13 protein-coding genes are annotated in these 14,271 nt (G+C 64.2%); 11 read left to right on the top strand and 2 right to left on the bottom strand.

Annotated features, from left to right (window positions below):
* Positions 1 to 95 precede the first annotated feature (95 nt).
* From AC3B6A_RS04600 to AC3B6A_RS04585, 4 genes are all read left to right on the top strand, one after another.
* On the top strand, positions 96 to 1,112 hold the full coding sequence (locus tag AC3B6A_RS04600) for an outer membrane protein assembly factor BamD (protein ID WP_488401126.1): 1,017 nt from the start codon (positions 96 to 98) through the stop codon (positions 1,110 to 1,112).
* Between the two features lie 144 nt (positions 1,113 to 1,256).
* Positions 1,257 to 1,493 (top strand): PP0621 family protein, encoded by a 237-nt coding sequence (locus AC3B6A_RS04595; protein WP_488401125.1) that lies wholly within the window; start codon positions 1,257 to 1,259, stop codon positions 1,491 to 1,493.
* Positions 1,483 to 3,072 (top strand): sensor histidine kinase, encoded by a 1,590-nt coding sequence (locus tag AC3B6A_RS04590; protein ID WP_488401124.1) that lies wholly within the window; start codon positions 1,483 to 1,485, stop codon positions 3,070 to 3,072. Before AC3B6A_RS04595 ends, AC3B6A_RS04590 begins: the two co-directional genes overlap by 11 nt.
* A gap of 15 nt (positions 3,073 to 3,087) precedes the next feature.
* Positions 3,088 to 4,428 (top strand): sigma-54-dependent transcriptional regulator, encoded by a 1,341-nt coding sequence (locus AC3B6A_RS04585; protein ID WP_488401123.1) that lies wholly within the window; start codon positions 3,088 to 3,090, stop codon positions 4,426 to 4,428.
* A gap of 12 nt (positions 4,429 to 4,440) precedes the next feature.
* Here the strand turns inward: AC3B6A_RS04585 and thiO are convergent, their stop codons facing one another.
* A complete protein-coding gene (thiO, locus tag AC3B6A_RS04580) occupies positions 4,441 to 5,550 on the bottom strand; it encodes a glycine oxidase ThiO (RefSeq protein WP_488401122.1) in 1,110 nt (369 codons plus the stop codon).
* 201 nt (positions 5,551 to 5,751) lie between these two features.
* Between thiO and AC3B6A_RS04575 the strand changes: the two genes are divergently transcribed.
* From AC3B6A_RS04575 to AC3B6A_RS04545, 7 genes are all read left to right on the top strand, one after another.
* Positions 5,752 to 6,264 (top strand): GspH/FimT family pseudopilin, encoded by a 513-nt coding sequence (locus AC3B6A_RS04575; protein WP_488401121.1) that lies wholly within the window; start codon positions 5,752 to 5,754, stop codon positions 6,262 to 6,264.
* Positions 6,265 to 6,414: 150 nt separating this feature from the next.
* The gene (locus AC3B6A_RS04570; RefSeq protein WP_488401120.1) at positions 6,415 to 6,900 is read left to right on the top strand and encodes a GspH/FimT family pseudopilin; all 486 of its coding nucleotides are present in this window, start codon (positions 6,415 to 6,417) and stop codon (positions 6,898 to 6,900) included.
* An 8-nt stretch (positions 6,901 to 6,908) separates the two neighbouring features.
* Positions 6,909 to 7,469, top strand: a complete 561-nt coding sequence (pilV, locus tag AC3B6A_RS04565; RefSeq protein WP_488401119.1) for a type IV pilus modification protein PilV — start codon at positions 6,909 to 6,911, stop codon at positions 7,467 to 7,469.
* Complete coding sequence (locus AC3B6A_RS04560; RefSeq protein WP_488401118.1) at positions 7,466 to 8,314, top strand: PilW family protein; 849 nt, start codon at positions 7,466 to 7,468, stop codon at positions 8,312 to 8,314. Before pilV ends, AC3B6A_RS04560 begins: the two co-directional genes overlap by 4 nt.
* Positions 8,311 to 8,937, top strand: coding sequence for a pilus assembly PilX family protein (locus tag AC3B6A_RS04555; RefSeq protein ID WP_488401117.1), 627 nt, complete (start codon positions 8,311 to 8,313; stop codon positions 8,935 to 8,937). Before AC3B6A_RS04560 ends, AC3B6A_RS04555 begins: the two co-directional genes overlap by 4 nt.
* Positions 8,938 to 8,950: 13 nt before the next feature.
* Positions 8,951 to 12,679, top strand: a complete 3,729-nt coding sequence (locus AC3B6A_RS04550) for a pilus assembly protein (RefSeq protein ID WP_488401116.1) — start codon at positions 8,951 to 8,953, stop codon at positions 12,677 to 12,679.
* Positions 12,680 to 12,708: 29 nt separating this feature from the next.
* Positions 12,709 to 13,128 carry a type IV pilin protein gene (locus tag AC3B6A_RS04545; RefSeq protein ID WP_488403511.1) on the top strand — a complete coding sequence of 140 codons (420 nt, stop codon included), beginning with the start codon at positions 12,709 to 12,711 and terminating at the stop codon, positions 13,126 to 13,128.
* A gap of 40 nt (positions 13,129 to 13,168) precedes the next feature.
* Here AC3B6A_RS04545 and ispH read toward each other — a convergent pair whose 3' ends face one another.
* On the bottom strand, positions 13,169 to 14,113 hold the full coding sequence (gene ispH / locus AC3B6A_RS04540; protein ID WP_488401115.1) for a 4-hydroxy-3-methylbut-2-enyl diphosphate reductase: 945 nt from the start codon (positions 14,111 to 14,113) through the stop codon (positions 13,169 to 13,171).
* Between the last annotated feature and the right edge of the window lie 158 nt (positions 14,114 to 14,271).

Below are 14,271 nucleotides of genomic sequence, written 5' to 3'. Positions count from 1 at the left end.
ATACGGGGCCTTTGTCCCAGGGGTATCCCCTGGGGCGCCAATCATAACAGACGGTTGCGGCCGCGACAGCCGACCGTCCAGGGACGCAAGCCGCCATGCAAGTGAAACACCTGCTGCTGATCGCCATCCTCGCCTTCGTCACCGCCTGCTCCTCCAAGGGCGAGAAGGTGGATGAGAACCTGAGCGAAAGCCAGCTGTACCAGCAGGCACAGACCGATCTGAACAACAAGAGCTACACCAACGCCGTGGCCAAGCTGAAGGCGCTGGAGTCCCGCTATCCGTTCGGTCGCTATGCGGAACAGGCGCAGTTGGAACTGATCTACGCCAACTACAAGAACATGGAGCCCGAGGCCGCGCGTTCCGCCGCCGAGCGCTTCATCCGCCTGCACCCGCAGCACCCGAACGTCGACTACGCCTATTACCTGAAGGGCCTGGCCTCCTTCGACCAGGACCGCGGCCTGCTGGCGCGCTTCCTGCCGCTGGACATGACCAAGCGCGACCCGGGCGCCGCCCGCGACTCCTTCAACGAGTTCGCGCAACTGGTCAGCCGCTTCCCGAACAGCCGCTACGCGCCGGACGCCAAGGCGCGCATGATCTACCTGCGCAACCTGCTGGCCGCCTATGAAGTGCACGTCGGCCACTACTACCTCAAGCGCCAGGCCTACGTCGCCGCCGTCAACCGTGGCCGCTATGTAGTGGAAAACTTCCAGGAGACCCCGGCCGTCGGCGACGGCCTGGCGATCATGGTCGAAGGCTACCAGCGCCTGGGCCTGAACGACCTGGCCGATACCAGCCTGCAGACCCTGAAGCTGAACTACCCGGACCACCCGAGCCTGCAGGACGGCCAGTTCGTCCCGAGTGAAGACGAGGCCGACAACCGCTCCTGGATGGCCAAGGCGACCCTGGGCCTGATCGAGTCCAACGATGCCCCGCCGCACATGGAAACCCAGGCGGCCAAGGACGTGATCAGGCAGTACGAAGACGCCGAACAGCAGATTCCGGCGGAGCTCAAGCCCGAGAACCAGCCCGACGCGCAGGAACAAGCGGACGACGCCGAAGGCAACGGCGGCCGCTCCTGGTTCAGCTACCTGACCTTCGGCATCTTCGACTGATCGCCAGATAGAGTTGCAGCACCGATCAAGGGAGGCCTCGGCCTCCCTTTTTCGTGGACGATCGTCCACCGGCGCGGACCACGTCTCTGTGCGCGAACGCACACCTTGGATACACTTCGGCTCTCGATGGAATAAGGGAACGCCATGACCCGCCTGCTGTTCTGGATCCTCCTGTTCGCCCTGGCCTGGTGGCTGTGGCGCAAGGCCACCCGCCCCGCCCGCCCCAGTGCGAAGGCGCCCCGCGAGGAGCAGACCGTGCCCATGGTCCGCTGCGCCCAGTGCGGGATACACGTTCCGCGCAGCAATGCCCTGCAGGACGAGAGCAACTGGTACTGCAGCCGCGCTCATCTCGAGCAGGACCATTCCGACCGTGATCGCTGACGGCATCTCGCTCACCGGGCAGGGCGTGCGCGTCCTGCGCCTGTATCACCTGTATCGCCTGACCATCGGCCTGGTGCTGGTACTGCTGATTTCCAGCAACCTCGACGACGACGTCCTCAAGCTCCCCCATTACCAACTGTTCCACGTGGGTTGCTGGACCTATCTGGTGGTCAACATCCTGATCGCCGTACTGATGCCGGCGCCGCGGAAACTGACGCCGCTGTTCCTGCTGGCGGCGCTCGACGTGCTGATGCTCAGCACGCTGTTCTACGCCGCCGGCGGCGTGCCCAGCGGTATCGGCAACCTGATGGTGGTCGCCGTCGCCATCGCCAACATCCTGCTGCGCGGCCGGATAGGCCTGCTGATCGCCGCGTTGGCGTCCATCGGCCTGATCTACCTGACCTTCTACCTCAGCCTCAGCCAGCCCACCGCCCTCAACCACTATGTGCAGGCCGGCGGGCTGGGCACCCTGAGCTTCGCCGCGGCGCTGATGATCCAGGCCCTGGCGCGCCGCCAGCAGGTCATCGAGAACATCGCGGAACAGCGGGCCACCAAGGTGGCCAGCCTCGAAGAGCTCAACGCCCTGATTCTCCAGCGCATGCGCACCGGCATCCTGGTCCTGGACGACCAGTTGCGCGTGCTGCTGGCCAACCAGAGCGCCACCACCCTGCTGGGCGCAAAGGAGCTGAGCGGGCACGCGCTGGGCGAGCGCAGCCCGGCGCTGCTGGCCAGCCTGCAGCAGTGGCAGCAGAACCCCGCCCTGCGGCCGCCGAGCCTGCAGCCCCACGACACCGCGCCGAGCGTGCAGCCCGCCTTCATTCCCCTGCGCCACGGCAATGAGCAGCACATCCTGATGTTCCTCGAGGACATCTCGCAGATCGCCCAGCAGGCGCAACAGCTCAAGCTGGCCGCCCTGGGCCGCCTGACCGCCGGCATCGCCCACGAGATCCGCAACCCCCTGGGCGCCATCAGTCATGCCGCGCAACTGCTGCTGGAGTCCGAAGAGCTCGACCCGCCGGACCGGCGGCTGACGCAGATCATCCAGGACCAGTCGCGGCGGATGAACCTGGTGATCGAGAACGTCCTGCAACTGTCCCGCCGGCGCCAGGCCGAGCCGCAACTGCTCGACCTGAAGTACTGGCTGCACCGCTTCTGCGCCGAACTGCGCGAAGGACTGCGGGACGGCCAGCAACTCCACGTCGAAACGGGAGCGGGCACAGTGCAGACGCGCATGGACCCGCACCAGTTGACGCAGGTGCTGACCAACCTGGTCCAGAATGGGTTACGGTACAGCGCGAAGAAGAACGGTACCGGCCAGGTGTGGCTGCGCCTGTTCCGCGACAGCGAGACCGACCTGCCGGTCCTGGAAGTGCTGGACGATGGCCAGGGGATCGCGGCGGAACAGCGGGGCAAGCTGTTCGAGCCGTTCTTCACCACCGAAAGCAAGGGCACCGGCCTGGGGCTGTACATCTCCCGGGAGCTGTGTGAAAGCAACCAGGCGCGCCTGGACTACAAAACGCGTGACGAGGGTGGCAGTTGCTTCCGCATCACCTTCGCCCACCCACGCAAACAAAGCTAAGAACCCGCAAAGAGCATGAGTCGTCAAAAAGCCCTGATCGTCGATGACGAACCCGATATCCGCGAGCTGCTGGAAATCACCCTCGGCCGCATGAAGCTGGATACCCGCAGCGCCCGCAACGTCAAGGAAGCGCGCGAGTTCCTGGCCCGCGAGCCGTTCGACTTCTGCCTCACCGACATGCGCCTGCCCGACGGCACCGGCCTGGACCTGGTGCAGTACATCCAGCAGCGCCATCCGCAGACGCCGGTGGCGATGATCACCGCCTTCGGCAGCCTGGACACCGCCGTCCAGGCGCTCAAGGCCGGCGCGTTCGACTTCCTCACCAAGCCGGTCGACCTGGCCCGCCTGCGCGAACTGGTCGCCGCGGCGCTGCGCCTGCGCTTCCCCGATGCGCAGGAGGCCCCGGTGGACAACCGCCTGCTGGGCGACTCGCCGCCCATGCGGCAGATGCGCAACCAGATCGCCAAGCTGGCGCGCAGCCAGGCGCCGGTCTACATCAGCGGCGAGTCCGGCAGCGGCAAGGAACTGGTGGCCCGGCTGATCCATGAACAGGGGCCGCGGGCGAACATCGCCTTCGTCCCGGTGAACTGCGGGGCGATTCCGTCGGAGCTGATGGAAAGCGAATTCTTCGGCCACCGCAAAGGCAGCTTCACCGGCGCCGTGGAGGACAAGCAGGGGCTGTTCCAGGCCGCCAACGGCGGCACCCTCTTCCTCGACGAGGTCGCCGACCTGCCGCTGCCCATGCAGGTCAAGCTGCTGCGGGCGATCCAGGAGAAGGCCGTGCGCGCCGTCGGCGGCCAGCAGGAGAACGCCGTGGACGTGCGCATCCTCTGCGCGACCCACAAGGACCTCGCGGCGGAAGTGGCGGCCGGCCGCTTCCGCCAGGACCTCTACTACCGCCTGAACGTCATCGAACTGCGCGTGCCGCCGCTGCGCGAGCGCCGCGAAGACATTCCGCTGCTCACCGACCGCGTGCTCAAGCGCCTGGCCGGCGATGCCGGACTGCCCGTGGCGACGGTCAGCGCCGACGCCGTGGAGAAGCTGAAGAACTACCGCTTCCCGGGCAACGTGCGCGAGCTGGAGAACATGCTCGAACGCGCCTACACGCTGTGCGAGGACGACGTGATCCAGCCCCACGACCTGCGCCTGGCCGAGACCGGCGGCAATGGCGACAACGGCGGACAGGCCAGCCTCGCGCAGATCGACAACCTCGAGGACTACCTGGAGGACATCGAGCGCAAGCTGATCATGCAGGCCCTCGAGGAAACCCGTTGGAACCGCACGGCGGCTGCGCAGCGCCTGGGCCTGACCTTCCGCTCGATGCGCTACCGCCTGAAGAAGCTGGGGATCGACTGATCCCCAGGCGGCTCAGTCGATGGGCGCCGCCACCAGGCGCCCTTCCGGCGCATAGGGCGCCGCCTCGATGATCGGCTGGCGCCGCTGCATCAGATCCGCCAGCAACTGGCAGGACGCCGGCGCCAGCACCAGGCCGTTGCGGTAATGCCCGGTATTCAGCCACAGGCCGCGATGACCGGGCACCTCGCCGATGAACGGAATGCCCTGCGGCGACCCCGGACGCAGCCCCGCCCAGTGCTTGACCGGTTCTTGGTCCGCCAGCGCGGGAAGCAGCTCCTGCGCCGACTCGCGCAGGCTCGCCAGCGCCTCGGCGGACGGCGTCTTGTCGAAGCCGGCGAACTCCAGGGTGCTGCCCACCAGGATATGACCATCGCGCCGGGGAATCGCATAACGCCCCTTCGCCAGCACCATGCTGGTAAGGAAGTCGGGGGCGCAGCGGTAGAGGATCATCTGCCCCTTCACCGGCTCGACCGGTAGTTCAAGCCCCAGTTTCGCCAGCAGCTGGCCACTCCAGGCGCCCGCCGCCAGCACCACCGAATCCGCGGTGAAATCGCCCTGCGCGGTGCGCACGCCCTGGATCCGATCGTCCGCCTGCAGGAAGCCGGTCACCTCGACCTGCTCGCGCACGGAAACGTTCGGCAGGCGCACCAGCGCCTCGCGCAGCGACCTGGCCAGGCGCGGATTGCGCACATTGGCCACGCCGGCCATGTACACCGCCCGGCTGAAGCCCTGGCCCAGCACGGGCACGGCGTCGTACACGGTGGAAATATCCACTTCCGACAGCGGGCGCCGATGGGTGCGGGCCCAGGCCAGCGCTTCGTCCTGGTCGTCGAGGTCCAGCCAGTACAGGCCGGTCACATGCACTTCCGGGTCGACGCCGGTGTCCGCCAGCAGGCGCTCGCCAAGGACGGGATAGAAATCCTGCGACCAGTGCGCCAGGTTGGCCACGGCCTGGCTGTAACGCCAGGGATAGAGCGGCGAGACGATCCCGCCTCCGGCCCAGGAGGCCTCACGTCCGGTCTCGCCACGCTCCAGCAGGACCACCTCGGCCCCGGCCTGTCCCAGGGTCCAGGCCGACAGCAGCCCCACGACCCCACCGCCCACCACGATCACATCCGGCATACCACGCCCCCACATTACTTACGGAAAAACCAACGGGAAATTGCCAGTCGCCCACTATACCGGGCGCCGGAATGAACGGGGTGACGGAGGACAATGACAACCAGCCGGGAAACGCCCTACAGCGACCTCGGCTGCGACGACAGATGCTCTCCCACCAACACGGGATACTCCCTGGCGGGAACCACGAACCAGGGACGGAGCATGGACAGGCGCAACGGTTTCACTCTCATCGAACTGCTGGTAACCCTGGCCGTCCTGGCGATCACGCTCGCCATCGCGGCGCCAGGCTTCGGCCGGCTCGTCGACGAGCACCGCTTGCAGGTCGCGACGCAGGAGCTGCACGGTGCCCTGGGTCAGGCCCGCGCGACAGCCGCGCTGACCGGCCAGCCGATCAGCATCGCCGCGCTCGACGGCGACTGGGCCCAGGGTTGGACAATCTTCGTCGACAGCAACAACAACGGCACTCGCGAGCCCACCGAAGCGCTGCTACGGAGCCACGCGGCCCTCAGGAATATCACCGTGGTGGCGGACAGCACCTCCCGCCGCTATGTCCACTACACCCCCGGCGGCTACAGCATCCAGCCCAACGGCGCCTTCCATTCCGGGAGTTTCGTGCTCTGCGCCCGCATCCCATCAGCCGCCCGGATCGTGATCAACAAGGCCGGAAGAATCCGCCGGGAGTCCGGCGAGGCGACCTTGCTGTGCCGTCACTGACCCGCTTCACACTCGGGCCGCGACAGGATTCACATATGCACCAATCGCATGACCGAACATCGCGCTATAGCGAACGGTCATCCGCCCGCGTAGGACTTTTCCTGTCGCAGAAGGCAGGATTGCCGCGACCTGAAAAGCGAGGAATGCGCCATGTCGCGCCCCAAGGGATTGGCCGGTTTTACGCTGATCGAACTGATGATCGTGGTGACCCTGCTGGCGGTTTTCGCCACACTGGCCGTCCCGAGCTTCACCTCGGCGATCGAACGCAACCGCCTGCAAACCCAGGCAGATGAGCTGAAGTCCCTCCTGCTCTATGCCCGCGGCGAAGCCGTAAGCCAGAAAGTCACCATCACCGTAGCCGTCGACAGCGACGACCTCTGGAGCGTCACGCACGGCGACGCCGATGCGCTCCGCCAACTCAAGTCCAACCCCGACCTCGCACAAATCCGCGCCAGTGCCGACGAAATCAAGTTCAGGAGCAACGGTACGGCGACGGCCGCCAACTTCACGGTCTGCCACGACGACGACAACACCATGGGCCTTTATCTGGAGGTCCAGGCGAGCGGCACCATCAAGCTGTTCCGTCAAGGGACGAAGGACTCCGACGAAACGCCCCTTGGCAGTTGCACCCTGTGAGGAACGCCATGACGACCAACAAAGGCTTCAGCCTGATCGAAGTGCTGGTGGCGCTCCTGCTGACTACCGTCGGCGTGCTCGGCATGGTGGCGTTGCAGGGACGCAGCATCCAGTACACCCAGGACTCCGTACAGCGCAACGCCGCCGTCGAACTGGCAAATGACCTGATCGAGATCGTCAGGGCCAATCCGCAGGAACTGTTCAGCAGCACTCCGCCGAAGTCCCCCATGAACAGCGCAATGAAGTCGAGCTCCTCGTTCTACAAGAGCGCAGGCCAGGACTTTTCCAACCGCCAGGGCTGTGTTGCCAGCCCGACCCGTATCGCGAAAACGGCACAGGAACAGCGCGACTGCTGGGCCGACAGGGTCGAGGCTGTGCTGCCCGGCGGCGCCGATCTGTTCAACAGTGACATGTACGTCTGCCGCAGCCCCTCCCCTGGCGAGTGCAATGCGGATGCCGGCTCGATGATCGAAATCCGCCTGGCCTGGCAGGTCCGCGAAGGCGCATGCCTGGACGCGTCCGACTCCGACGCCAGCATTTGCACCTACACCGTTCGAGTAGAGCCATGAACAACATGAAGCGCCAGGCTGGCCTGTCGATGATCGAGCTGCTGATCGCGCTCGCGATCAGCAGCTTCCTGATCCTTGGCATCACCCAGGTATACGTCGACAACAAGCGCAACTACGCCTTCCAGCAGAACCAGTCCGGCAATCTGGAAAACGGCCGTTTCGCCGCGTTGACGATCGACAACTACCTGGGCAAGGCGGGCTATCGTCGCAATCCGTCCACATTGCTGGAAACGGTATTCCCCAGCCGCGCTGCCTCGGGTGGATGCCAGGCCTTCGACGCAGGGCATGCCATCACCGGACTCGATCCGGAGGAAGGCACCGGCTTCTGTATTCGCTATCAGCCACAGGCCAGCGAGGAGCTGGATTGCCAGGGCGCGGCCAGTTCCGTCGAGTACGACAAAGCCTTTCCTTCGACGCCCCCCGCCGCAAGCGAGCTGACCGTACTGGCGTTGAAGTACGAACCGGGCGAGGGCGAACTGCAGCAGGGCCGTCTTCTGTGCAAGAGCCTGAACGCCGCCACCCCGCAGTACGCCGAACTGCTCACCGGTATCGCTGACCTGCGCCTGGACTTCGGGGTCGGCAGCGCCGATGTGCTGGAGAAGGAGGTGTCTTCGTACATCCCACAAGCGGACTGGGCACCGGCCAGCGGCGCAATTCGCAGCGTACGTTACGCCCTGCTGCTCGCCAGCCGCGAGGGCCAGCGCGACAGCGACGATTCGAAAGTGCTCAGCGATTGGCTGGCCACCGCATCGACCGCCACCAAGAGCCGCCTGCAGAACGCGGACAAGAAAAGCATCTACCTGGTTGCCGGCAGCACCCAGACCATCAGGAACCTCATGCCATGACAGCCCCTTCCCGCAACTCCCAGAGCGGCGCGGTACTGTTCGTCGCCCTCGTCATGCTGCTGGTGATCACGCTGCTGGCCATCGGCAGCATGCGCGGCGTAACCCTTGAGACGCGCATCACCGCCAACCGCGCCCACGACACGAAACTGCAGAATGTCGCCGATGCCGCCCTGCGCGAGGCCGAGTTCCGCTTCTACGGCCCGGGATACCTCGCCGACAAGCTCGAAGCCAAGGCCGTCAACTGCAACACATCCAACACACTGAAGACCAACGGCCTGAACAAGCCCTGTCTCCTGGCGATCAATGACACCCAGTTGCTCACCTTCGTCGACCAGCCCGGGGAGGCCACTGACGACTTCCTCAAGAGCGAATCACAGGGCGGCCTGCTGTGGATGCCCTATCGCGGCACGGACCCGACGACCACGACCGAAGCCAGCGGCCAGAACACGGCGTCCTGGAACAGCATCCTGGCAGTCGAATCCGGCAACACGGCGGTCAACGCGGAATACGGCATGGCCGCGGAAGGCCAGGGCACCTACTTCTATCTCAACAACGGCAAGGCCGGCGACGCGCTCTACCTCCAGTCGACAAACGCCAACATCTACCTTGGCCTGAACAACTAAGAGCCGACATCTCATGCACCGTTCCCGTCTTAACACCTGCATCAAGACGCTCTCGTGCGCACTCTTCGGCGTAGCCCTGTTCAGCGCCGCAGATGCCTTTGCGAGTGTCTCCCAGAGCCCCCTGAGCCTGACCGTGGGCGTACCGCCGAACATGCTGCTGACCCTCGACGACTCGGGCAGTATGCGCTGGTCCTTCGCCCCGGACAGTATCCGTGGCACCTATGCAGCACGCAGAAGTAAATCGAGTACGTTCAACCCGATCTATTACAATCCCCGCGCTACTTATAGCGCGCCGATCGTGTTTGATACCGAAGGTAATGAGCAGCCATTATCCACAAGTTTCAGCAAAGCCTGGAACAATGGATTCAATACCGGCGCGAGCTCTGTCAATCTCACCGGAGCAAACTATCGAGTTGCCTGGGACGTCGAATTAACCGAGGCCCCTTCTAGTTACGGCTACGGCGACACTACAAACTACGCAGCACCTACCGGCACCATCTATAGACTGGCGCGAAACCCTTCCAGCGACTTCTCTGCCTCCGTCGTGCTCACCTCCAATGGAACAGCTCCAACGGTAACGACCCCGGGCGGAATACAGTACAGCATCACGCGCACATCAAGAGGCTGCAGCGCCGATGTAACATTCCCTGGCGGACAGACTCTCAGCAACATCAGCTGTACAGGTTCAAAGAGCAACTACAGCGTTGACCTCACTCAACGCAGTGTTCCGCCTTATTACTATGTCTATGACTCGACTCTATCCAGCAACTGCAACACCAGTAACGACGATTGTTACTCCCTGCGTTTTGTAAGCAGCAGCGAACAGCAGAACTTTGCCAATTGGTATTCTTTCTATCGAAACCGCGCACTGGCGACAATTTCTGCCGCGGCATTGGCTTTCTACGACTTGTCGCCTTCCGTGCGACTGAGCTGGCAGAGTCTGGGCAACTGCACAACCTTTGACGGCAGGGATACTACAGACTGCAAGAACAATGCGTTCAAAGCCTACTCGCCCGAGCATAAAGGGCAGCTCTATGCATGGCTGCAAAGCATTAAGTTCGACCAGGGCACTCCCCTGCCGGCAGCCATGAAACGTGCTGGCGCCTTCTTCGCGACCGCGACGCCATGGCAGAAGAACCCCAACGGCACCGGCAATACCAGCCAGAACACCTACGCCTGCCGTGCCAGCTACCACATCATGATGACCGACGGTCAGTGGAACGACACCACCACCAACCCCAGCAGCTTCCGTCATGATGCCGCCGACTTCACACTGCCGGATGGGCGTACATACAACGGCAAGTCACCTTATTACGACAGCCAGAGCAACACTCTCGCCGACTTGGCCATGCACTACTGGGCCACGGACCTGAACCCGAACCTTGCCAACCAGTTGCCGGCCTACACGCCCTTCAAGAGTAGCGACACCACTACCGACTACTGGGATCCCCGCAACGATCCGGCCACCTGGCAGCACATGTCCAACTTCATCATGGGTCTGGGCCTGACCGAGGCTCTGAATCGCTCGGACATTCCCTGGGCGGGCGCCACCCATGAAGGAGCGGGTTACCAGGCCCTGGTCGCGGGCACCGTGAGATGGCCACCCGCCGCCGCCAGCAGTGATAACAACGTGTACGACCTGTGGCACGCCGCAATCAACTCGCGCGGCGAGTTCTTCAGTGTCGACAGCCCGGAGAGCATGGTCCAGGCCTTCGATGACATCCTCTCGCGCATTGCCGACCGCAAGTCCACCGCCGCCAGACCGGCCATCAACTCCGGCCAGGTCAGCACGGACGAGAACAACAATGGCACGGTCAAGACCGTTTCCTACCAGACCTCCTACGCCAGTGACGACAACTGGTCGGGAGACGTGAAACGTTTCGAGAAAACCTGGAACGCCCAGAACAATGCCTTCGAAACCACTCAGATCTGGAGCGCCAAGGCCGGGGTGCCGGCCTGGCAGAACCGGGTCATCAAGATAGCCGGCAACACCAACAGCGGGCTGGTCGACTTTTCCTGGGCAAACGCCGGTTCGACCGGCACGACCGGCAGCCTGGCCAACCTGCTCAGCCGCGACCCGGCGAACGCCAACGTCGTCGACAACCTGGGCGAGCAGCGCCTGGAATACCTGCGTGGCAACCGCACCAGCGAAGGCACCACCTTCCGTCAACGCAGCGGTGTACTGGGCGATTTCTATTCCTCCAGCCCCGCCGTCGTCAGCGGCCCCCGCTATCTGGTCAACTTCAGCAACCGTCTGGAAGGCAACACCGCCTACTCCACCTTCGCCACCGGCATCGCCGACCGCTCGCCCCGGGTCTACGTGGGCGGCAACGACGGCATGCTGCATGGTTTCAATGCCCTGACCGGCGCCGAGGAGTTCGCCTTCATCCCCAGCGCCGTGTTCAACAAGCTGAACAAGCTGACCAGCGCCAATTACAGCCACGAGTTCTATGTGGAAGGCACACCCACCGTCGCCGATGTGTTCGACGGCAGCGAATGGCGCACCATCCTGGTCGGCACCCTGAAGGGCGGCGGCAAGGCCGTATTCGCCCTGGACATCACCACCCCCGGAAGCGAGAAACTGCTGTGGGAGTTCAACGACAGCAGCCTTCCCAATGATGCAGCGGTGAAAATGGGCTACAGCTTCTCCCAGCCGACCATCGCGCGGCTGCATACGGGCAAATGGGCCGTGGTCTTCGGCAACGGCTACGAAAGCGCCGGCAATACCAATGGCAAGGCCGCCCTGTTCATCGTCGATGCAATGCAAGGCACCCTGCTCAAGAGCCTGGAAGTCGAGGGCACCAGCGGTGTCGTCAACGGCCTGTCCACGCCCAAGCTGGGCGACTACAACGCCGACGGTGTGGCCGACTATGCCTACGCCGGCGACCTGCAAGGCAACGTCTGGCGCTTCGATCTGCTACGCGACGGCCGCAGCGACACAACTCCATTCACCACAGCGGACGACAGCGAGAGTGCCATCGCGGCCTTCGAGGTCGCCTATGGCGGCAGTCCGCTGTTCAGCGCGAAGGCGGACACCGACAGTCGGCAACCCATCACCTCGGCTCCCAGCCTGGTGCGCCACCCCACCGGGGTTGGTTACCTGGTGATCTTCGGCACCGGCAAGTTCTTCGACACCGATGACAAGGAAGGCGACAAGAGCATGGCCCAGACCGTCTACGGCATCTGGGACAAGCAGACCCTGGGCGAGGAAGCCAGCGACCCCGGCATCGCCCGCAGTAGCCTGCAAGAACAGACCATCGAAACACAAACAACGGTTTCCGCCGATGGAACGAGCCGACAGGGCCGCGTTATCAGCGATAACGATGTGCACTGGCAGGCTTCCGGCACTCAGTCCGCACAGAACGGCTGGTACCTGAATCTCGAGCAGAGCGACGGCGAAATGGTGGTGGAGAACATGTCGCAGCTGGGAAGAACGATCTTCTTCCAGTCGCTGGTGCCGAACGATGATCCTTGCGGCGACGGCGCCACCAACTGGACCTACGCGCTCAACCCCTTCACCGGCGGCAGGACTCCCCAGCACGCCTTCGACTACCAGCCCACCGACGACGTCGGCACGACCAACATCTCCGCGATCCGCCAGGACGGAGAAGGCGGCGGGACCATTTCGCAGAACTCGGACAGCTCGTACCAGTACTGCACCGGCCAGGAGTGCGTAAACATCTACCCGGACCCGGCCAGTCTGGGTCGGCAGAGCTGGCGCAGAATCGAGGAACAGGAATGAACCGCTACCCAGCCTCCATGGAACAATCGATGAAACGTGTTCAGACCGGCTTTACCCTGCTCGAAATGATGATCGTGGTGGTCATCATCGGCATCCTGGCTGCCATCGCCTATCCGAGCTATGACGAGTACGTCAAGCGCGGAAACCGGGCGGAAGGCCAGGCCGCGTTGAACGATGCCGCGGCGCGCCAGGAACGCTACTTCGCCCAGAACAATGCCTACGTGACCAGCGCCGACGATATCGGCAAGCTGGGCATGCGCAGCAGCGGCGACAATGTAGTCTCCGAGACGGGCAAATACAGGCTACAGGTGGCGGGGGGCGGTGGAGGCTACACGCTGACCGCCGTGCAACAGTTCGGCGATACCAAGTGTGGCAACCTGACCCTGAACGCCCAGGGCCAGAGGGGAAGAACCGGCAGCGGCAAGACCACCGAGGAATGCTGGCGCTGACCCGAACGAAAAGCCCGCCAAATGGCGGGCTTTTTTTATTTCACAGGGCCTTCACCCGCAGCTCCTTGGGCATCGAGAAGGTGATGTTCTCCTCCCGCCCGTCCAGCTCGACCTCGGGCTCAGCACCCCACTCGCGCAGTTGCTGGATCACGCCGCGCACCAGCACTTCCGGCGCCGAGGCGCCGGCGGTGATGCCGATGCGCCGCACGCCGTCGAACCACTCCTTCCTCAGGTCCTCGGCGCCGTCGATCAGGTAGCCCGGGGTGCCCATGCGCTCGGCCAGCTCGCGCAGGCGGTTGGAGTTGGAGCTGTTCGGGCTGCCGACCACCAGCACCAGGTCGCACTGGTCGGCCAGCTCCTTCACCGCGTCCTGGCGGTTCTGGGTGGCGTAGCAGATGTCGTTCTTGCGCGGGCCCTGGATGTGCGGGAACTTGGCGCGCAGGGCATCGATCACCTTGGAGGTGTCGTCCATCGACAGGGTGGTCTGGGTGACGAAGTGCAGCGCTTCGGGATTGCGGACCGCCAGCGCGGCCACGTCCGCCTCGTCTTCCACCAGGTAGATGGCGCCGCCATTGGAGGCATCGTACTGGCCCATGGTGCCCTCCACTTCCGGGTGGCCTGCGTGGCCGATCAGGATGCACTCCTGGCCGTCGCGGCTGTAGCGCACCACTTCCATGTGTACCTTGGTCACCAGCGGGCAGGTGGCATCGAAGACCTTCAGGCCGCGGTTCTCGGCCTCCTTGCGCACGGCCTGGGAAACGCCGTGGGCGCTGAAGATGACGATGGTGTCGTCCGGCACCTGGTCGAGCTCCTCGACGAACACGGCGCCGCGGTTGCGCAGGTTCTCCACCACGAACTTGTTGTGCACCACTTCATGGCGCACGTAGATCGGCGGGCCGAACACGTCGAGGGCGCGGTTGACGATCTCGATCGCCCGGTCGACGCCGGCGCAGAAGCCGCGGGGATTGGCGAGTTTGATTTGCATGGTGGCCTCGGGTGGACGTGGGCGTCCCGGAAGCTTGATCGGGAATCCTGGCCGCGCGAGCTAGAGCCAGACTAGGCGGAGAGACTCGGGAAATGCGGAGTTTGCTCCAGCAAATGAGCAATTTCCCGAGTTTCTCCAACGACGTATGGCCGACGCGC

The sequence above is a fragment of the Pseudomonas sp. B12(2026) genome (assembly GCF_057767015.1).
Note: the sequence above shows the minus strand (reverse complement) of the source record. Positions and strands in the feature narration are given on the sequence as shown.

What these genes read in the sequence shown, in the direction of transcription:
- AC3B6A_RS04560 (WP_488401118.1), top strand. Translation starts at nt 7,466, where the DNA reads ATGAACAACATGAAGCGCCAGGCTGGCCTGTCGATGATCGAGCTGCTG.
- AC3B6A_RS04550 (WP_488401116.1), top strand. Translation starts at nt 8,951, where the DNA reads ATGCACCGTTCCCGTCTTAACACCTGCATCAAGACGCTCTCGTGCGCA.
- pilV (WP_488401119.1), top strand. Translation starts at nt 6,909, where the DNA reads ATGACGACCAACAAAGGCTTCAGCCTGATCGAAGTGCTGGTGGCGCTC.
- AC3B6A_RS04555 (WP_488401117.1), top strand. Translation starts at nt 8,311, where the DNA reads ATGACAGCCCCTTCCCGCAACTCCCAGAGCGGCGCGGTACTGTTCGTC.
- AC3B6A_RS04545 (WP_488403511.1), top strand. Translation starts at nt 12,709, where the DNA reads ATGAAACGTGTTCAGACCGGCTTTACCCTGCTCGAAATGATGATCGTG.
- AC3B6A_RS04595 (WP_488401125.1), top strand. Translation starts at nt 1,257, where the DNA reads ATGACCCGCCTGCTGTTCTGGATCCTCCTGTTCGCCCTGGCCTGGTGG.
- AC3B6A_RS04575 (WP_488401121.1), top strand. Translation starts at nt 5,752, where the DNA reads ATGGACAGGCGCAACGGTTTCACTCTCATCGAACTGCTGGTAACCCTG.
- AC3B6A_RS04570 (WP_488401120.1), top strand. Translation starts at nt 6,415, where the DNA reads ATGTCGCGCCCCAAGGGATTGGCCGGTTTTACGCTGATCGAACTGATG.
- AC3B6A_RS04585 (WP_488401123.1), top strand. Translation starts at nt 3,088, where the DNA reads ATGAGTCGTCAAAAAGCCCTGATCGTCGATGACGAACCCGATATCCGC.
- AC3B6A_RS04600 (WP_488401126.1), top strand. Translation starts at nt 96, where the DNA reads ATGCAAGTGAAACACCTGCTGCTGATCGCCATCCTCGCCTTCGTCACC.
- ispH (WP_488401115.1), bottom strand. Translation starts at nt 14,113, where the DNA reads ATGCAAATCAAACTCGCCAATCCCCGCGGCTTCTGCGCCGGCGTCGAC.
- thiO (WP_488401122.1), bottom strand. Translation starts at nt 5,550, where the DNA reads ATGCCGGATGTGATCGTGGTGGGCGGTGGGGTCGTGGGGCTGCTGTCG.